The sequence below is a fragment of the Paracoccus sigandri genome, from assembly GCF_003709565.1.
GTDB classification, from domain to species: Bacteria; Pseudomonadota; Alphaproteobacteria; order Rhodobacterales; family Rhodobacteraceae; genus Paracoccus; species Paracoccus siganidrum.
Map to the genome: position 1 here is coordinate 232,104 of NZ_QNRC01000005.1, position 16,919 is coordinate 249,022.

Here is a 16,919-nt window from a genome sequence, read left to right on the forward strand (position 1 = left end):
CGTAGCGTTGGGCGCCGACCTGCGCTAAACGGAAAGACGTGGGGCCTGGAGGGGGTGTTATCGGACGATGATTCGACTGTTCCTGCTGATCGCGGCGACGCTGGCCGGCTTCTATGTGCTGCTTGCGGCCTTCGGCGATCCCGGCGCGCGGCCGATCGCGTCGCAGGTCCCGGAACCCGCAACCGCCGCGCCCCCCGCCCCCCCGGCCGAGGAAGGCACGCTGGCCGAGGCGCTTGGCGAAGGCGCCGGCACCGGGGCCGAGGGCGAGCCGCCCGCCGACCTGGTCCAGGCCAGCTCGCAGACGCCCGAACAGGTCCAGCGCTTTCCCGGCCCGCCGCTGGAACCCTCGCCCGAACATGCCGGGCAGGCGCCCCAGCCTGCGGCAGGCCAGCCCCCGGCGGGCGCCGAGGGGCCGATCCTCTATGTCACCGGCAGCCGGGTGAACATGCGGGCGGGGCCCTCGACGGGCGATGCGGTGCTGACCGCGCTGACCGCGGGCACGGCGGTCGAGGCGCTGGGGCCGACCGACGCCGCATGGGTCAATATCCGCGCGCCGGGCGGTCAGGTCGGCTATGTCTCGGGGCAGTTCCTGTCGGGGTCGGCGAACTGAGATGACCGGCCGGGTGCTGATCACGGGATGCTCGTCGGGCATCGGGCTGGATGCCGCGCGCCGGCTGAGGGACGCGGGCTGGCAGGTCGTCGCCACCTGCCGCCGCCCCGAGGACATCGCCGCGCGCCGCGACGAGGGGATCGACTGCCTGCCGCTGGAACTGTCCGACCCGACCAGCGTGATGCTGCTTGCGGAACGGGTGCTGGCGGACGGGCCGCTGGACGCGCTGGTCAACAATGCCGCCTTCGCCCTGCCCGGCGCGGTCGAGGACATGCCGCGCGGCGCCCTGCGCGCGATCTTCGAGGCCAACCTGTTCGGCACCCATGACCTGACCGTGCGGCTGATCCCGCATTTCCGCCGGCACGGGGGGCGGATCGTGAATATCAGCTCGGTCCTGGGGCTGGTCGGCATCCCCTGGCGCGGCCCCTATGTGGCGACGAAATTCGCGCTGGAGGGGCTGACCGACGTGCTGCGGCTGGAAATGCACGGCACCCCGGTCAAGGTCGTGCTGATCGAGCCCGGCCCGATCACCAGCCGCATCCGCGAAAACGCCATCCCGCATTTCGAGCGCTGGGTGGACTGGCAGGCCAGCCCGCGCGCCGATGACTATCGCGCCAGCCTGCTGAAACGGCTCTACGAGCCCTCGGGCAAGGACCGGTTCGAGCTGCCCCCCGGCGCGGTCAGCGACCGGATCCTGACCGCCCTGACCGTGCGAAACCCGGCGCCGCGCTATTACGTCACCACGCCGACGCGGCTTTCGGGGATCGCCCGGCGCATCTTGCCCACGCGCGCACTGGACTGGTTCGCCCGGCGCAGCTAGGGTCCAGCGAATCGCGAAAGTCCCCCTGGAAAGGTGGTTTCCATGCCAGACAAACCGCTCTTCATCCTGATCGTGCTTGCGGGGCTGGTGGTTCTGGTGATCCTGATGACCGGGATCGGCGGCTTCGCGCGGGGCGGCGAATTCAACCGCAAGCACGGCAACCGCATGATGCGCTGGCGGATCATCGCGCAGGCCGTCGCGGTGGTGCTGATCCTGCTGTTCATCTGGGCAAGGGGGCACTGATGGTCGTCCTGAACAAGATCTATACCCGCACCGGCGACAAGGGCGACACGGCGCTGTCGGATGGCAGCCGCGTGGCCAAGCACGACCCGCGGGTCGAGGCATACGGCACCGTGGACGAGCTGAACTCGGTCCTCGGCCTGTGCGGCCTGCATGCCGAGGGGGCGACGGCCGCGCAGCTGGCGGTGATCCAGAACGACCTGTTCGACCTGGGCGCCGACCTGTCGCGGCCGAACATGGCCGCGGACGACCAGGCCGGCTATCCGGTGCTGCGCATCATCGACGCGCAGGTGGCCCGGCTGGAATCCGAGATCGACGCCATGAATGCCGACCTGCAGCCGCTGCGCAGCTTCATCCTGCCCGGCGGCTCGACGCTTTCGGCGCATCTGCACCAGGCGCGCACCGTCGCCCGCCGGGCCGAGCGCCGCGCCACCGAACTGGCGGCTGGCGGGGATGCGAATCCCGCCGCCATCCGCTATCTGAACCGGCTGTCGGACTGGCTCTTCGTGGCCGCCCGGCAAGCCAATGAAAACGGGACGAAAGACGTCCTGTGGGTCCCCGGGGCCAGCCGTTAGCGCCCGCATTCGCAAACGCAGCGTCGAATGCCGATTTTGACCTGTGCAAGCCAGCAACCTGCCGCTAACACTTGCCCCCGACGAAGAACGCAAACCAAAGGGAGAGGAGCCGATGAAGGTTCTGGTGCCGGTCAAGCGCGTGATCGACTACAACGTTAAGGCCCGTGTTCGGGCGGATGGTTCGGGCGTTGATCTTGCGAATGTGAAGATGTCGATGAACCCGTTCGACGAGATCGCGGTCGAGGAGGCGATCCGTCTGAAGGAGAAGGGCGCGGCCTCGGAGGTGGTGGCGGTCAGCATTGGCGTCAAGCAGGCGGCCGAGACGCTGCGCACGGCGCTGGCGATGGGCGCGGACCGGGCGATCCTGGTGGTCGCGGCCGATGACGTGCACCAGGACATCGAGCCCCTGGCGGTGGCGAAGATCCTCAAGGCGGTGATCGACGAGGAACAGCCGAAGCTGGTCATCGCCGGCAAGCAGGCGATCGACAACGACATGAACGCGACCGGCCAGATGCTGGCGGCGCTCCTGGGCTGGGGCCAGGCGGCATTCGCCTCGAAGATCGAGATCGCGGGCGAGGCGGCGAAAGTCACCCGCGAGGTCGACGGGGGGTTGCAGACCATCGAGGTCAGGCTGCCGGCGATCGTGACGGCCGACCTGCGCCTGAACGAGCCGCGCTATGCCAGCCTTCCGAACATCATGAAGGCGAAGAAGAAGCCGCTGGAGGAGAAGACGGCCGCCGATTACGGCGTCGATACCGCCCCGCGGCTGGAGATCGTGACCACCCGCGAACCCGAGGGCCGCAAGGCCGGGATCAAGGTCGGCTCGGTCGACGAACTGGTGGGGAAACTGAAAGAAGCGGGGGTGCTCTGATGGCCGTTCTTCTGTTGGGTGAAGTCACCAATGGCGAGCTGAACCGCGACGCCACGGCCAAGGCGGTGGGCGCGGTCAAGAGCTTGGGCGAGGTGGTGCTGCTCTGCGCCGGCGCCCATGCGAAGGACGCCGCCGCCCAGGCCGCGACGATCGCCGGCGTGGCCAAGGTCCTGGTGGCCGAGGATGCGCGCTACGGCCACCGCCTGGCCGAGCCGACCGCGGCGCTGATCCTGTCGCTGGCGGGGGACTACGACCATATCGTCGCGCCCTCGACCACGGATGCGAAGAACGTGATGCCGCGGGTGGCGGCGCTGCTGGACGTGATGGTGATCCCGGACGTCTCGAAGATCGTCGATGCCGACACCTTCGAGCGCCCGGTCTATGCCGGCAACGCCATCCAGGTGGTGCGCTCGCGCGACGCGAAGAAGGTGCTGACCATCCGCACCGCCAGCTTCGACGCGGCCCCCGACGGCGGCAGCGCCCCGGTCACCGAGGCCGCGCTGGCCGAGGATCCGGGCCTGTCGTCCTGGGTCGCCGACGAGGTGGCCGAGAGCGACCGCCCCGAGCTGACCTCGGCCGGCCGGGTGGTCTCGGGCGGCCGCGGCGTGGGCTCCAAGGAGGACTTCGCGATCATCGAGGCGCTTGCCGACAAGCTCGGCGCCGCGGTCGGCGCCTCGCGCGCGGCGGTCGACAGCGGCTATGCCCCGAACGACTGGCAGGTCGGCCAGACCGGCAAGGTCGTCGCCCCCGAGCTCTACGTGGCGGTCGGCATCTCGGGCGCCATCCAGCACCTGGCCGGCATGAAGGACTCGAAAGTGATCGTCGCGATCAACAAGGACGAGGAAGCCCCGATCTTCCAGATCGCCGATTACGGCCTCGTCGGAGACCTCTTCACAACCGTCCCCGAACTCACCGAAAAGCTCTGACCGCTTCTTCGTTGCCCAAATACCCAAGCACCGACCGCCGGGCCCAAGCCCCGGTGGCCAACCGCCCCCGGCTCCGGGGGCGGTTTTGCATTGCAGCATCCCCCGGCCCGCCCTATCGTCGCGACGATCGAAGAATGGGGGCAAGCATGGCGGTTCAGACGGTTGGCGTGATCGGCGCGGGACAGATGGGCAACGGCATCGCCCATGTCTTCGCCCTTGCGGGCTATGATATCCTGCTGAACGACATCAGCCAGGAGGCGCTGGACAAGGCCCTGGCGCTGATCGACCGGAACCTGGAACGCCAGGTCAGCCGCGGGAAGATCAGCGCCGAGGACAAGAAGGCCGCGCTTGGCCGGATCCGCACCACGCTTAACCTGGCCGAGCTGGGCCAGACCGACCTGGTGATCGAGGCCGCGACCGAGCGCGAGACCGTCAAGCAGGCGATCTTCGAGGACCTGCTGCCGCATCTGAAGCCGAACACGATCCTGACCTCGAACACCTCGTCGATCTCGATCACCCGGCTGGCCAGCCGCACCGACCGGCCCGAGAAGTTCATGGGCTTCCACTTCATGAACCCGGTGCCGGTCATGCAGCTGGTCGAGCTGATCCGCGGCATCGCCACCGACGAGGAAACCTACAAGACCCTGCACGAGGTCGTCGAAAGGCTGGGCAAGACCGCCGCCAGCGCCGAGGATTTCCCCGCCTTCATCGTCAACCGCATCCTGATGCCGATGATCAACGAGGCGGTCTATACGCTCTATGAAGGGGTCGGCAGCGTGAAGTCGATCGACGAATCGATGAAGCTGGGCGCCAACCACCCGATGGGGCCGCTGGAGCTGGCCGATTTCATCGGGCTGGACACCTGCCTTGCGATCATGAACGTGCTGCATGACGGGCTGGCCGACACGAAATACCGCCCCTGCCCGCTTCTGACGAAATATGTCGAGGCCGGCTGGCTGGGCCGCAAGACCGGCCGCGGCTTCTACGATTACCGCGGCGAGGTGCCGGTTCCGACGCGTTGAGTGCCGCGATTGGTCGTTTTCAGACGCGCATGATATGACAGGCCAAAGTTGACTGGTCAGACAATCAAGAAACGCTGGAGGTAGCGATGAAGATCCTCACGACCACGACCGCCGCGCTGATGCTGTCGGCGCTGGCCCTGCCCGCCCTGGCCCAGGACCCGGCAAATTGCGGCACGGTGCGCTTCTCGGATCCGGGCTGGACGGACATCACCGCGACCAACGGCGTCGCGGCGGTGCTGCTGTCGGCGCTCGGCTATACGCCCGATATCGCGACGCTCTCGGTCCCGGTGGGCTACGAGGCGCTGAAGAACGGCCAGACCGACATGTTCCTCGGCAACTGGATGCCCGCGCAGCAGAGCTTCCGCGACGACCTGGATGCCACCGGCGGGATCGTCGAGCTGGTGCAGAACCTGGAAGGCGCGAAGTTCACCCTGGCGGTGAACAAGGCCGGCGCCGATGCGGGTGTGGCGGATTTCGCCGATCTGGATGCCCACAGGGACGCCTTCGACGGCAAGATCTACGGGATCGAGCCCGGCGCGCCGGCGAACCAGTCGATCCACGCGATGATCGAGGCCGACGAATTCGGGCTGGGCGACTGGGAACTGGTCGAAAGCGGCGAACAGGCGATGCTGGCGCAGGTCACGCGCAATGCCTCGGTGCCGACGGTGTTCCTGGCCTGGGCGCCCCATCCGATGAACGAGGCGATCGAGATCACCTATCTGTCGGGCGGCGACGCGCAGTTCGGCCCGGATTTCGGCGGCGCGACGGTCCACACCCTGGCCCGCCAGGAATGGGTCGAGGCCTGCCCCAATGCCGCGAAACTGCTGAGCCAGCTGGTCTTCGACGTGCCGATGGAAAACGTGCTGATGGGCAAGATCCTGGATGAGGGGATGGACCCGCAGGATGCCGCGACGGAATGGATGGCCGACAATCCCGACCGGCTGGCCGAGTGGCTGGACGGGGTGACGACGCTGGACGGCCACCCGGGTCTGGCGGCGGTCGAGGCTGCGGTGGGCGGATAAGCACCTTGCAACCGAACATCCTGATCCTGATGGCGGATCAGCTGTCGGGGGTGCTGTTCCCCGACGGCCCCGCCGATTTCCTGCACACGCCGAACCTGCGGCGGCTGGCCGAACGCTCCACCCGCTTCGCCAATGCCTATACCGGCAGCCCGCTTTGCGCGCCGGGACGGGCCAGCTTCATGTCGGGGCAGTTGCCGCGCCGCACGCGGGTCTATGACAATGCCGCCGAATTCGCCTCGGACATCCCGACCTATGCCCATCACCTGCGGCGGGCCGGCTACCAGACCACGCTGTCGGGCAAGATGCATTTCGTCGGCCCCGACCAGCTGCACGGCTTCGAGGAGCGGCTGACCACCGACATCTATCCCGCCGATTTCGGCTGGACCCCCGATTACCGCAAGCCGGGCGAGCGGATCGACTGGTGGTATCACAACCTGGGCTCGGTCACCGGCGCGGGCGTGGCCGAGATCACCAACCAGCTGGAATATGACGACGAGGTCGCCTATCACGCCTGCCGCAAGCTCTACGACCTGGCGCGCGGCGGGGATGCGCGGCCCTGGTGCCTGACGGTCAGCTTCACCCATCCGCATGATCCCTTCGTGGCGCGACGCCGTTACTGGGATCTCTACGACGGCATCCCCCAGCTGGAGCCGCCCGAGCCAATCGCCCATGACGATCAGGACCCGCATTCGCGGCGCCTGATGGAGGCCGCCGAATGGGACGCCTTCCAGATCACCGACGATCATGTCCGCCGGGCGCGGCAGGGCTATTTCGCCAATATCAGCTATGTCGACGACAAGATCGGCGAGATCCTGGACGTGCTGGAGGCGACGCGGCAGGACCCGATCATCCTGTTTTTGTCCGATCACGGCGAGATGCTGGGCGAGCGCGGGCTGTGGTTCAAGATGAGCTTCTTCGAGGGCTCGGCGCGGGTGCCGCTGATGATCTCGGCCCCCGGCATGGCGCCGGGACGCGTCGACCGGCCGGTCAGCACCATCGACGTGCTGCCGACCCTGTGCGACCTGGCCGGCCTGCCGATGGACGAGATCGCGCCCTGGACCGACGGCGAATCGCTGGCCTCGGGCGGGGCGGATCGCGGGCCGGTGGCGATGGAATACGCGGCCGAGGGCAGCGTCGCGCCGATGGTCGCGCTGCGCGACGGGCGCTGGAAATACATCGCCTGCGCCGCCGATCCCGAAATGCTGTTCGACCTTCAGGCCGACCCGGCCGAGCGCGTCAACCTGGCCGGCGATCCGGCCCATGCCGCGACCCTGGGCCATCTGCGGGCGGCGGCCCATGCGCGCTGGGACCTGGACGCCTATGACGCCGAGGTGCGCCAGTCGCAGGCACGCCGCTGGATCGTCTACGAGGCGCTGCGCAACGGCGCCTATTACCCCTGGGACCACCAGCCGCTGCAACGCGCGTCCGAACGTTACATGCGCAACCACATGGACCTGAACGTGCTGGAGGAAAACCAGCGCTTCCCCCGCGGCGAATAGGCAAAGGGCCGGTCGTCCCGGCCCTTGCTTCCGTCATTGCGCGACATCAGGCGTCGGTCTTGTCGCCGCGCTGCTGCATGAACTGGTCGAATTCGGCCTTGTCCTTGGCCTCCCGCAGCTTCTGAAGGAAATCGACGAATTCGCGATGCTCGTCCTCCAGCCGCTTCAGCGTCTCGCTGCGATAGGCGTCGAAGGCCGAGTTTCCGGTGGGCGCCGCATGATAACGCGGGCCATGCGTGCGTTTGCTGCATCCGAACATGCGCTTGCTCCAGATCATGTAGGCGAGGATGGCCAGACCGACCGGCCAGAACAGGACGAAGCCAAGGACCATCGCGGCGATCCAGGCGGGCTTGCCCCGCTCGTCCAGCCAGTCGCGGACACGGCCGAACGGCCCGGTCGCGCTTGCGTCGATGATCCGATGGCCCGGCAGAGAGTGCGAGGCGCTGTGCATCTGGGTGATCCCTCCATGTTAATGTTAATCACATTTACATAGATGGGTCGCAGAGGACGGCCTTCAAGGGGCGGCATGCATTTTTTCAGTCGGAGATCAGGCCCAGCCCGCGCAGATAGATGATGGCGGCGCTTTCCAGCATCTCGGAGGGCTCGACCGAGCTGCGCCGGCCGGGGCGCCCGCGCGAGAACAGCTCGACCACGCCATGGCTCAGCGCCCAGATGTGATTCGCGACCATCCGGGCCGGGGGGCGCTGGCCGGGCGGCAGGCGTTCGGCAAGGGTTTCGGCGGCGCGCAGCAGCACGCCCTGCGCGCGTTCCGAGGCGCGCGACAGCTCGGCATTGCCGGCGATCGAGATGCCCGATTCGAACATCGCCATGTAGAAGCCCGGCCGGTCGCGGGCGAAATCCAGATAGGCCTGGCCCATGCGCAGGAAGGCCGACAGCGGTTTCGGGCGGCCATCGTCGAAGGCGCGTTCCAGCCGGTCGGCGAATTCCAGGAAGCCCTGGCGCGCGACCTCTTCCAGCAGGTCCTCGCGCCCCTTGAAATGGCGATAGGGGGCGGCGGGCGAGACGCCGGCGCGGCGCGCGGCCTCGGTCAGGGTGAAGGCCTGCGGCCCCATCTCCTGGATCAGCGCCGAGGTCGCGTCGACCAGCGCCTGCCGCAGATTGCCGTGGTGATAGGGTTTGCGCTCGACCACCTCGCCGTGGCCCTACATGCCTTCGCCGAAGTAATCCGCGACCAGCGCCTCCAGCGCATCGGCAAGCGCCGCGGCCTCGGGCCCGCTGGTCGTGACCCGGATCGTGCTGCCGCGCGGGGCGGTCAGCATCAGCAGGCCCATGATCGAATCGCCCGCGACGCTGAGCCCGTCCTTCTCGACCTCGGCCTGGGCGTTGAACCGTTCCACGACATCGACGAATTTCGCGCTGGCCCGCGCATGCAGGCCCTTCACGTTGACGATTTCAAGCTGGCGGGTGACCGGCGCGCTCATCTGGCATGGCTTCCCGGATCGAACACGGCCTCCAGCGGCACATTGTAGGAGTTGATGTATTTGCGCCCGGCTTCCTTGGCGAAGGCCACGGCATCGGGCACCGGCAGGTGCCGCGACTTGGCCAGCTTGACCAGCATCGGCAGGTTGGCGCCGTAAAGGATGGTCCGGTCCTGCATCGCGCAGGCAGGCAGGGACAGGTTCGAGGGCGAGCCGCCGAACAGGTCCGTGACGACCACGACTCCATCGCCCCGGTCCACCGCATCGGCGGCGGCCCGGATCTCCGCCGTCTTGGCGGCCCGGTCGTGGTCATCCTCGATCATCACCGCCGCGATCCCGCTTTGGGGACCGACGACATGCTCGACCGCCGACAGATATTCCCGCGCCAAACCACCATGCGCAACGATGACAATTCCGATCAACGCGCTCCACCAAGTCCTAAGGGCCGCATCGCGTCATCGTCCTGCCTCCGGCGCGGGCATTCGGGCCGAATCACTCGGCAGAATGTCACCGGAATTGGACGACGCCATGACACGGCGCTCGAGTTCCCGATGCCTTATTGACACCGGCCAGCCAGCATCTGCAAGCGCAACCGCCATTTTTTCCACCATTGTGACGGAACGGTGTTGCCCTCCGGTACACCCGAAGCCGATCGCCAGGTGCGATTTGCCCTCTTCGACATGGGCGGGCAGCAGAAAAAGGATCAGGTCGCGGATGCGGCTGAAGAATTCGTCATAGCGGGAATCAGCGGCGACGAAGCCCTGCACCCCCGCATCGCGGCCGTCCAGGGCGCGCAGGTCCGGCTCCCAATGCGGATTGGCCAGGAAGCGGCAATCGAACATCAGGTCCAGCCCGCGCGGCACGCCGCGCTTGTAGGAAAAGCTGTGCAGCGACAGGCTGAGCCGACGCCCCTCGCGGCCGCCGAACCACAGCGCCAGCTCCGCCTTCAGTTCGTGCGGCGACAGCTCCGAAGTATCCACCAGCACATCGGCCCTGACCCGGATCGGCGACAGCAGGTCGATCTCGGCCAGCACCCCTTCCATGGGCGCCTCCTCGGGCATCAGCGGGTGGCGGCGCCGGGTTTCGCTGTAGCGGCGCACCAGCACGTCGGCGGCGCAGTCCAGATACAGCACCTGCGGCGCGAAATCCGGGTTCCGGGTCAGCGAATCGATCAGCTCGATCAGGTTCGAGGCCGAAAAGTCGCGATTGCGCACATCCAGCCCCAGGGCCAGCGGCGCCGGCCGCGACGGCCCGTCCAGCAGGCGCGGGATCAGCGACAGGGGCAGGTTGTCGATGGCCTCGAAGCCCAGATCCTCCAGCACGTTGATCGCCGTCGAACGCCCAGCGCCCGACGGCCCGGTGACCAGCACCAGCCGCTGCCCCGCGCGCTGCGCGGTGTCATGCTCGTCGATCCTGGTCGCGTCCTCAGCCATCTCGGCCTCATTTCCTCGGCTGGGGCCGTTCATTCGGCCCGTCCGGTCAATAGCAGCTGCCGCAATGCAGCATAAAGATGCGGGCGATAGGGCCCAAGCACAAGAGGCAGAGACATTCCCGCAACAGAGTGTGACCTAAATGGCGGCAACCGCTGATCCTCGGCGCGGCCCAGGTCGACCGCCAGGGCCAGCGGAACGGGTCCCGAGACGGGCGCATCCAGGATCCCCACGCCGCGCGCCTCGATCCGGCCGCGCAGTGCCTGCGGCGCGCGGGCGATCAGCCGGCCGCCCTCCACCGCGACATCCGTCCGGTCATCCGCCACCAGCACCGCACCCACCGCCATCAGCTGCAGCGCCAGGCTGGACTTGCCCGACCCCGAGGGCCCGAGGATCAGAAGCCCCCTGCCCTCGACCGCCACTGTCGTCGCGTGCAGCTGCGTCATGCGAATCACCTCCTGGTTCCGATTCTGGCCGATAGTGGTTAATTCAGCGTGCAGAAGCGCCCGCCAGAGGCCCTGTTTGCGATAACATGTTATGTTTCCGCTAACCGTTGGCGCTCGCTTCTTTTTTCATGCGCGCCCCGTGCTATAGGCCGCGCATACTGCGTCATGAAACCGTCGCAGGTCTCTTCAAGTCAGGAGCGATAGCATATGACCACCCGCGTAAACCCGAACTGCCGACTGGAAGATCAGGGAATCGAGGGACTCGGCCGGGTTTATTACAACCTGCTGGAGCCTGCGCTGATGACCGAGGCCGTCGCCCGTGGCGAGGGCAAGCTGGGCCTTGGCGGCACCTTCCTCGTCTCGACCGGCGCCCATACCGGCCGTTCGCCCAAGGACAAGTTCGTCGTCCGCACCCCGGATGTCGAGGACACGATCTGGTGGGACAACAACAAGCCGATGTCCCCCGAGGCCTTCGACCGGCTGCACCAGGACATGCTGGCCCACATGAAGGGCCGCGACTATTTCGTGCAGGACCTGTTCGGCGGCGCCGACCCGGCCGAGCGCCTGGACGTGCGCATCATCACCGAACTGGCCTGGCACGGGCTGTTCATCCGCCACCTGCTGCGCCGCCCGGCGGCCGAGGAACTGGTGGAGTTCACTCCTGAATTCACCATCATCAACTGCCCCGACTTCAAGGCCGACCCGGAACGCCATGGCTGCCGGTCGGAGACCGTGATCGCGCTGAACTTCGCCAAGAAGCTGATCCTGATCGCCAACACCGCCTATGCGGGCGAGAACAAGAAGTCGGTCTTCACGCTGCTGAACTACATCCTGCCGGGCAAGGGCATCATGCCGATGCATTGCAGCGCCAACCACGCGCCGGGCAATCCCGACGATTCGGCGGTGTTCTTCGGCCTGTCCGGCACCGGCAAGACCACGCTCTCGGCCGATCCCTCGCGCACCCTGATCGGCGATGACGAGCATGGCTGGTCCGAGAACGGCATCTTCAACTTCGAGGGCGGCTGCTATGCCAAGACCATCAGCCTGTCGCCCAAGGCCGAGCCGGAAATCTACGCCACCACCTCGCGCTTCGGCACCGTGATCGAGAACATGGTCTATGACGAGGATTCGCTGGAGCTGGATTTCGAGGACAACTCGATCACCGACAACATGCGCTGCGCCTATCCGCTGGAGGCGATCAGCAATGCCTCGGACACCAGCCTGGGCGGGCATCCGAAGAACGTCATCATGCTGACCTGCGACGCCTACGGTGTGCTGCCGCCGATCGCGCGGCTGACGCCGGCGCAGGCCATGTATCACTTCCTGTCGGGCTTCACCTCGAAGACGCCGGGCACCGAGGTCGGCGTGACCGAGCCGATCCCGACCTTCTCGACCTGCTTCGGCGCCCCCTTCATGCCGCGCCGCCCCGAGGTCTATGGCAAGCTGCTGCAGGAAAAGATCGCGCGTCACGGCGCCTCCTGCTGGCTGGTCAATACCGGCTGGACCGGCGGCGCCTTCGGGACCGGCAAGCGGATGCCGATCGCCGCGACCCGCGCCCTGCTGGCCGCCGCGCTGGACGGCAGCCTGAACAACGTGCAGTTCCGCAAGGACCCGAATTTCGGCTTCGAGGTCCCGGTCTCGGTGCCCGGCGTCGAGGACCGGCTGCTGGATCCGCGCCAGACCTGGGCCGACGGCGCCGCCTATGACGCGCAGGCCGCCAAGCTGGTGCAGATGTTCAGCGACAACTTCGCGCAATATCTGGACGCCATCGACGACGAGGTCCGCGCCGCCGCCATCGGCTGAGCGTCGCCTTACCCCAGACACGAAAAGGCCGCGCCCCGGGCGCGGCCTTTTCACATGGCGCCGGGCGGCAGGGCCGCCCGACCTTTGGATCACCTGCTCAGAGGCCCAGGCACCAGCGCATCACCGCCTTCTGGGCGTGCAGGCGGTTCTCGGCCTCGTCCCAGATCACCGAATGCGGGCCGTCCATGACGGCGCTGGTCACCTCGTCCTCGCGATGGGCGGGCAGGCAATGCATGAACAGCGAATCGGGCTTGGCCCGCGCCATCAGCGCCTCGTTCACCTGATAGCCGCGCAGCTGGTTGTGGCGGCGTTCGCGCGCCGATTGCGGATCATGCATGGAAACCCAGGTATCGGCCATGACCAGGTCCGCGCCCTCGACTGCCCTTGCGGGGTCGCGCTCGACGGTGATGCCGACGCCCTGCGCGCGGGCGAATGCCAGCGCCTCGGCTTCCGGGTCCAGCGGCGGTGGCCCCGAGAAGGTGAAGTCATAGCCGAACTGGCCCGCGCCGTGGATGACGCTGGCGCAGACATTGTTGCCGTCGCCCAGCCAGACCACCTTGCGGCCGGCGATGGGGCCGCGATGTTCCTCGAAGGTCATCACGTCGGCCATGATCTGGCAGGGATGGGTGCGGTTGGTCAGCCCGTTGATGACCGGCACGCTGGCATATTCGGCCATTTCCAGCAGCGTCGCCTCCTCGAAGGTGCGGATCATGATCAGGTCGACATAGCGCGACAGCACGCGGGCGGTGTCGGCGATGGTCTCGCCATGGCCCAGCTGCATCTCGGAACCCGACAGCACCATGGTCTGCCCGCCCATCTGCCGCACGCCCACGTCGAAGCTGACGCGGGTGCGGGTCGAGGGTTTCTCGAAGATCAGCGCGACCATGCGGCCGGCCAGCGGCAGGTCGTCGTCCGGCGTGCCCTTCGGGCGACCGTTGCGGGCGGTCTTCATGGCCAGGGCCTGGTCGATGATCGACCTGAGATCGGCCTTGTCGGTCTTATGGATATCCAGGAAATGCTTCATCTATGTGACTTTCGGCGATTTGGGCCAGCAAGCCCGCTTGCGGAGGCGGGGTCAAGGGGGCGCTGCCCCCGCCGCGCGGATGCGCGGCTCCCCCGGGATATTTCTGCCAAGATGAAAGTCATCGCAGGCGCGTCATGATGCGGACGGGATGGCCCTCGGCATCGAGGGCGACATGCGCGCCCGCGAAGCCGGCCTTCCGGTAGGCGCGGATGGCGCGCAGGTTTTCCGGGTCCGGGTCGATCACCAGCACCGTGGCCTGCCCCAGCAGCAGGTCGCCAAGCGCCCTGAGCCAGGCGCCGCCATGGCCGAAGCCCGCCGGCGCGGCGAAGACGTCGATGGCGATCGCATCGGAGGGCAGATGCGCGAAATGCGGGGCGGGCCAGTGATGGGCGGGGTAATGCTGCGCGTAGCCCACCGGCCGATCGCCATGCAGCGCGATCAGCTGCCGCATGGCGGGGTTGTCCAGGTCCTCGGTCACCAGCGCCAGCTGGTGGTCGGGATCCTGCCAGAAGGCCGCGACGCGGGGCTGGCGGAGCCATTCCGCCAGCATCGGCAAATCGTCGCGCCGGACCGGCCTGAAGGCATAGTCAGGCATCGAGGCTTTCGGCCGCCTTCTCCAGCCGGCTGACCGCCTCGGCGATATCCTCGTCCGAGATGTTCAGCGGCGGCAGCAGGCGCAGCGTATCGTCGGCCGCCGGCACGGTCAGGATCTGCTGCCTATAGCCGGCCGCCACCAGATCGGCGGGCGCGACCTTGCATTTCAGGCCCAGCATCAGCCCTTGGCCCCGGACGGAGTCAAAGACCTGCGGATGCGAGGCGACCAGCCCCTCCAGCTTCTGGCGCAGCAGCGCGGCCTTGCGGTTCACCTCGGCCAGGAAGGCGTCGTCGGCGACGATCTCCATCACCTTCGCCCCTACCGCGCAGGCCAGCGGGTTGCCCCCATAGGTCGAGCCATGCGTGCCCGCCACCATGGGTTTCGCCGCCTTTTCGGTGGCCAGCACCGCGCCCAGCGGGAAACCGCCGCCGATCCCCTTGGCGACCATCATGATATCGGGCGCGATCCCCGCATATTCATGCGCGAACAGCCGCCCGGTGCGGCCCATGCCGCATTGCACCTCGTCCAGGACCAGAAGCGCGCCGGTCTGGTCGCAGAGCGCGCGGATCCGGCGCAGATCGTCGTCGGACAGCGGGCGGATGCCGCCCTCGCCCTGCACGGGCTCCAGCATCACCGCGGCCGTATCGGGGCCGATGGCGGCCTCCAGCGCCGCGATGTCGCCCCAGGGCAGCGCCCGGAAGCCCGGCATCAGCGGGCCGAAGCCCCCGGTCATCTTCTCGGACCCGGCGGCGGCGATGGCCCCGGTCGAGCGGCCGTGGAAGGCGCCCTCGAAGGTCAGGATCTCGATCCGCTCGGGCTGGCCGGCGTCGGACCAGTATCTGCGGACCATCTTGATGGCCAGCTCGGCCGCCTCGGTGCCGGAATTGGTGAAGAAGACAGTGTCGGCGAAGGTCTTTTCGACCAGCAGGTCGGCCAGCCGCTCCTGCTGGGGGATCTGGTAGAGGTTCGAGACATGCCAGATCTTCCCGGCCTGTTCGGTCAGCGCCGCCACCAGTTCGGGATGGGCGTGGCCCAGCACGTTGACCGCGATCCCCGCCCCCAGGTCCAGGTATCGGGTGCCGTCCGTGGCGATGGCCCAGGCGCCCTCGCCGCGTTCAAAGGCGATGGGGGCACGGTTATAGGTCGGCAGAACATGCGAAATCATGGCGGATTCCCCGAATGGCATGACAGATTTGCAAGGGCAGGCGTGATCGGACGGCGACGGTTTCCCCAGGCGGGGGCGTCAACGTCGGGAGCGGGCGAAAGAGGCGGTCCATGCGATCATGCCTTCGCCCATAGCGCGGAATTTCCCGGCGCGCAATCACGCTTTCATGCGATAGCCGGATTTCAGCCAGCGCCATGCCAGCCACAGCACCCCCGCCACGCAGAGCCCGCAGATCACCAGCCCGCGCAAGGGCGGCGCGTCGCTGACCCCGGTCACGCCATAGCGGGCGCCGTCGATCAGGTAGAAGATCGGGTTCCAGTGCGACAGCGTGTCGAAGGGCGCGGGCAGGTTCTGTACCGAATAGAAGGTGCCCGACAGAAACGACAGGGGCGTGATGATGAAATTGCTGATCGCCGCCATCTGGTCGAATTTCTGCGCCAGGATCCCGGCCAGGATGCCCAGGCCGCCCAGCAGCAGCGCCGCCAGCAGAACGAATCCCGCCGCCCAGACCGGATGCGCCACTCCCGCCCCGGTCACGACCACCATGCCCGTGCCGATCACCAGCGCCACCAGCCCGGCCCGCACGACCGAGCCCGCCAGATAGCCCGCCAGCAGTTCCCCCGCCGACAGGGGCGGCATCAGCGTGTCGACGATATTGCCCTGCACCTTGGCCGAGGTGATCGAGCTGGAGGTGTTGGCGAAGGCGTTCTGGATCACCGTCATCATCAGGATGCCCGGCCCCAGGAAGACCAGGTAGGGCAGGCCCATCACCTCGCCCCTGCCCTGCCCCAGCGCCAGGGCGAAGACCAGCACGAACAGCCCCGCCGTCATCAGCGGCGCGAAGACGGTCTGCTGCCAGACCGCCATGAAGCGCATCACCTCGCGCGTGGCCAGGGTGCGCAGGCCCAGCCAGTTCACCCGCCCGAAGCGGCGCACCCCCATGGCGGGGCTGTCGGTCATGATCCGGCGTTCCATCGGCTTTGCCTCTTGCGTCATTCAGCGGTCCTTGAATTTCCGCCACCCTGCGGCTATTTCTCGGCATCCCGTTTCTGACGGGACCAATCGCAGGTTTCAAGATGGGGCGGCAGGTCGGACCCGCCCGGAAAGGCAGCCATGTCCTGGACGGATGAACGTGTCGAGACGCTGAAGCGCATGTGGGCCGAGGGTCAGTCGGCCAGCGCCATCGCCAAGGAACTGGGCGGCGTGACCCGCAACGCGGTGATCGGCAAGGTGCATCGCCTGGGCCTGTCGAACCGCAACGACGAGCCGGCCGAGGCCGCGGCCCCCGCCGCCGAGGCCCCGGCCCCCGAGAAGAAGGTCGAGAAGAAGCCGGCCGCCGCGCCCTCGCGCCCCGAGCCCGCGCCGGAACCGGCCGCGGCCCGCGCGCCCGCGGCCGAGGCCCCGGCGGCGCAGCCCGCCTTCACCCCGGTCC

At 67.7% G+C, this 16,919-nt stretch carries 21 protein-coding genes; 11 read left to right on the plus strand and 10 right to left on the minus strand.

Annotated features, from left to right (window positions below; all coding sequences use genetic code 11):
- Nucleotides 1–67: 67 nt before the first annotated feature.
- The 9 genes from C9E82_RS06695 (at nt 68) to betC (ending at nt 7,585) form a co-directional block, all read left to right on the plus strand.
- Nucleotides 68–610, plus strand: a complete 543-nt coding sequence (locus tag C9E82_RS06695; RefSeq protein ID WP_119897769.1) for an SH3 domain-containing protein — start codon at nt 68–70, stop codon at nt 608–610.
- 1 nt (nt 611) lies between these two features.
- Nucleotides 612–1,430: an SDR family NAD(P)-dependent oxidoreductase gene (locus tag C9E82_RS06700; RefSeq protein WP_119897768.1), complete on the plus strand. Its 819-nt coding sequence runs from the start codon at nt 612–614 to the stop codon at nt 1,428–1,430.
- A gap of 42 nt (nt 1,431–1,472) precedes the next feature.
- Nucleotides 1,473–1,673 (plus strand): twin transmembrane helix small protein, encoded by a 201-nt coding sequence (locus C9E82_RS06705; RefSeq protein WP_119897767.1) that lies wholly within the window; start codon nt 1,473–1,475, stop codon nt 1,671–1,673.
- Nucleotides 1,673–2,245 (plus strand): cob(I)yrinic acid a,c-diamide adenosyltransferase, encoded by a 573-nt coding sequence (locus C9E82_RS06710; RefSeq protein ID WP_119897766.1) that lies wholly within the window; start codon nt 1,673–1,675, stop codon nt 2,243–2,245. The genes C9E82_RS06705 and C9E82_RS06710 overlap by 1 nt, the downstream gene beginning before the upstream one ends.
- Nucleotides 2,246–2,357: 112 nt before the next feature.
- Nucleotides 2,358–3,116, plus strand: coding sequence for an electron transfer flavoprotein subunit beta/FixA family protein (locus C9E82_RS06715; protein WP_119897765.1), 759 nt, complete (start codon nt 2,358–2,360; stop codon nt 3,114–3,116).
- Nucleotides 3,116–4,042 (plus strand): electron transfer flavoprotein subunit alpha/FixB family protein, encoded by a 927-nt coding sequence (locus tag C9E82_RS06720; protein WP_119897764.1) that lies wholly within the window; start codon nt 3,116–3,118, stop codon nt 4,040–4,042. The genes C9E82_RS06715 and C9E82_RS06720 overlap by 1 nt, the downstream gene beginning before the upstream one ends.
- 146 nt (nt 4,043–4,188) lie before the next feature.
- Nucleotides 4,189–5,064 (plus strand): 3-hydroxybutyryl-CoA dehydrogenase, encoded by an 876-nt coding sequence (locus C9E82_RS06725; protein ID WP_119897763.1) that lies wholly within the window; start codon nt 4,189–4,191, stop codon nt 5,062–5,064.
- An 86-nt stretch (nt 5,065–5,150) separates the two neighbouring features.
- The gene (gene choX, locus C9E82_RS06730; RefSeq protein ID WP_119897762.1) at nt 5,151–6,086 is read left to right on the plus strand and encodes a choline ABC transporter substrate-binding protein; all 936 of its coding nucleotides are present in this window, start codon (nt 5,151–5,153) and stop codon (nt 6,084–6,086) included.
- Nucleotides 6,087–6,091: 5 nt separating this feature from the next.
- Complete coding sequence (gene betC / locus C9E82_RS06735) at nt 6,092–7,585, plus strand: choline-sulfatase (protein WP_276312089.1); 1,494 nt, start codon at nt 6,092–6,094, stop codon at nt 7,583–7,585.
- 46 nt (nt 7,586–7,631) lie between these two features.
- Here the strand turns inward: betC and C9E82_RS06740 are convergent, their stop codons facing one another.
- From C9E82_RS06740 to C9E82_RS06765, 6 genes are all read right to left on the minus strand, one after another.
- The gene (locus tag C9E82_RS06740; protein ID WP_119897760.1) at nt 7,632–8,036 is read right to left on the minus strand and encodes a DUF2852 domain-containing protein; all 405 of its coding nucleotides are present in this window, start codon (nt 8,034–8,036) and stop codon (nt 7,632–7,634) included.
- 85 nt (nt 8,037–8,121) lie between these two features.
- Entirely contained in the window at nt 8,122–8,736 is a 615-nt protein-coding gene (locus tag C9E82_RS06745; RefSeq protein ID WP_119897759.1) for a TetR/AcrR family transcriptional regulator, read from the minus strand.
- Between the two features lie 12 nt (nt 8,737–8,748).
- Nucleotides 8,749–9,027 carry an HPr family phosphocarrier protein gene (locus C9E82_RS06750; protein WP_119897758.1) on the minus strand — a complete coding sequence of 93 codons (279 nt, stop codon included), beginning with the start codon at nt 9,025–9,027 and terminating at the stop codon, nt 8,749–8,751.
- Nucleotides 9,024–9,446 (minus strand): PTS sugar transporter subunit IIA, encoded by a 423-nt coding sequence (locus C9E82_RS06755; RefSeq protein ID WP_119897757.1) that lies wholly within the window; start codon nt 9,444–9,446, stop codon nt 9,024–9,026. The genes C9E82_RS06750 and C9E82_RS06755 overlap by 4 nt, the downstream gene beginning before the upstream one ends.
- Before the next feature lie 33 nt (nt 9,447–9,479).
- Complete coding sequence (gene rapZ / locus C9E82_RS06760; RefSeq protein ID WP_119897756.1) at nt 9,480–10,457, minus strand: RNase adapter RapZ; 978 nt, start codon at nt 10,455–10,457, stop codon at nt 9,480–9,482.
- 29 nt (nt 10,458–10,486) lie between these two features.
- Complete coding sequence (locus C9E82_RS06765; RefSeq protein WP_119897755.1) at nt 10,487–10,900, minus strand: HPr kinase/phosphorylase; 414 nt, start codon at nt 10,898–10,900, stop codon at nt 10,487–10,489.
- 207 nt (nt 10,901–11,107) lie between these two features.
- Between C9E82_RS06765 and C9E82_RS06770 the strand changes: the two genes are divergently transcribed.
- Complete coding sequence (locus C9E82_RS06770) at nt 11,108–12,703, plus strand: phosphoenolpyruvate carboxykinase (RefSeq protein WP_119897754.1); 1,596 nt, start codon at nt 11,108–11,110, stop codon at nt 12,701–12,703.
- A gap of 97 nt (nt 12,704–12,800) precedes the next feature.
- On the opposite strand, the gene argF is transcribed toward C9E82_RS06770, so the two are convergent.
- From argF to C9E82_RS06790, 4 genes are all read right to left on the minus strand, one after another.
- On the minus strand, nt 12,801–13,727 hold the full coding sequence (gene argF, locus C9E82_RS06775) for an ornithine carbamoyltransferase (RefSeq protein WP_119897753.1): 927 nt from the start codon (nt 13,725–13,727) through the stop codon (nt 12,801–12,803).
- 118 nt (nt 13,728–13,845) lie between these two features.
- The gene (locus tag C9E82_RS06780; protein ID WP_119897752.1) at nt 13,846–14,322 is read right to left on the minus strand and encodes a GNAT family N-acetyltransferase; all 477 of its coding nucleotides are present in this window, start codon (nt 14,320–14,322) and stop codon (nt 13,846–13,848) included.
- The gene (locus tag C9E82_RS06785; protein ID WP_119897751.1) at nt 14,315–15,487 is read right to left on the minus strand and encodes an aspartate aminotransferase family protein; all 1,173 of its coding nucleotides are present in this window, start codon (nt 15,485–15,487) and stop codon (nt 14,315–14,317) included. Before C9E82_RS06785 ends, C9E82_RS06780 begins: the two co-directional genes overlap by 8 nt.
- A 156-nt stretch (nt 15,488–15,643) precedes the next feature.
- Nucleotides 15,644–16,483: an ABC transporter permease gene (locus C9E82_RS06790; RefSeq protein WP_240643501.1), complete on the minus strand. Its 840-nt coding sequence runs from the start codon at nt 16,481–16,483 to the stop codon at nt 15,644–15,646.
- Between the two features lie 117 nt (nt 16,484–16,600).
- On the opposite strand from C9E82_RS06790, the gene C9E82_RS06795 reads away from it, so the two are divergent.
- A partial coding sequence (locus tag C9E82_RS06795; protein ID WP_280524934.1) for a GcrA family cell cycle regulator occupies nt 16,601–16,919 on the plus strand: 319 nt, incomplete at its 3' end.

What these genes read in the sequence shown, in the direction of transcription:
- C9E82_RS06695 (WP_119897769.1), top strand. Translation starts at nt 68, where the DNA reads ATGATTCGACTGTTCCTGCTGATCGCGGCGACGCTGGCCGGCTTCTAT.
- C9E82_RS06700 (WP_119897768.1), top strand. Translation starts at nt 612, where the DNA reads ATGACCGGCCGGGTGCTGATCACGGGATGCTCGTCGGGCATCGGGCTG.
- C9E82_RS06705 (WP_119897767.1), top strand. Translation starts at nt 1,473, where the DNA reads ATGCCAGACAAACCGCTCTTCATCCTGATCGTGCTTGCGGGGCTGGTG.
- C9E82_RS06710 (WP_119897766.1), top strand. Translation starts at nt 1,673, where the DNA reads ATGGTCGTCCTGAACAAGATCTATACCCGCACCGGCGACAAGGGCGAC.
- C9E82_RS06715 (WP_119897765.1), top strand. Translation starts at nt 2,358, where the DNA reads ATGAAGGTTCTGGTGCCGGTCAAGCGCGTGATCGACTACAACGTTAAG.
- C9E82_RS06720 (WP_119897764.1), top strand. Translation starts at nt 3,116, where the DNA reads ATGGCCGTTCTTCTGTTGGGTGAAGTCACCAATGGCGAGCTGAACCGC.
- C9E82_RS06725 (WP_119897763.1), top strand. Translation starts at nt 4,189, where the DNA reads ATGGCGGTTCAGACGGTTGGCGTGATCGGCGCGGGACAGATGGGCAAC.
- choX (WP_119897762.1), top strand. Translation starts at nt 5,151, where the DNA reads ATGAAGATCCTCACGACCACGACCGCCGCGCTGATGCTGTCGGCGCTG.
- C9E82_RS06740 (WP_119897760.1), bottom strand. Translation starts at nt 8,036, where the DNA reads ATGCACAGCGCCTCGCACTCTCTGCCGGGCCATCGGATCATCGACGCA.
- C9E82_RS06750 (WP_119897758.1), bottom strand. Translation starts at nt 9,027, where the DNA reads ATGAGCGCGCCGGTCACCCGCCAGCTTGAAATCGTCAACGTGAAGGGC.
- rapZ (WP_119897756.1), bottom strand. Translation starts at nt 10,457, where the DNA reads ATGGCTGAGGACGCGACCAGGATCGACGAGCATGACACCGCGCAGCGC.
- C9E82_RS06765 (WP_119897755.1), bottom strand. Translation starts at nt 10,900, where the DNA reads ATGACGCAGCTGCACGCGACGACAGTGGCGGTCGAGGGCAGGGGGCTT.
- C9E82_RS06770 (WP_119897754.1), top strand. Translation starts at nt 11,108, where the DNA reads ATGACCACCCGCGTAAACCCGAACTGCCGACTGGAAGATCAGGGAATC.
- argF (WP_119897753.1), bottom strand. Translation starts at nt 13,727, where the DNA reads ATGAAGCATTTCCTGGATATCCATAAGACCGACAAGGCCGATCTCAGG.
- C9E82_RS06780 (WP_119897752.1), bottom strand. Translation starts at nt 14,322, where the DNA reads ATGCCTGACTATGCCTTCAGGCCGGTCCGGCGCGACGATTTGCCGATG.
- C9E82_RS06785 (WP_119897751.1), bottom strand. Translation starts at nt 15,487, where the DNA reads ATGATTTCGCATGTTCTGCCGACCTATAACCGTGCCCCCATCGCCTTT.
- C9E82_RS06790 (WP_240643501.1), bottom strand. Translation starts at nt 16,483, where the DNA reads ATGACGCAAGAGGCAAAGCCGATGGAACGCCGGATCATGACCGACAGC.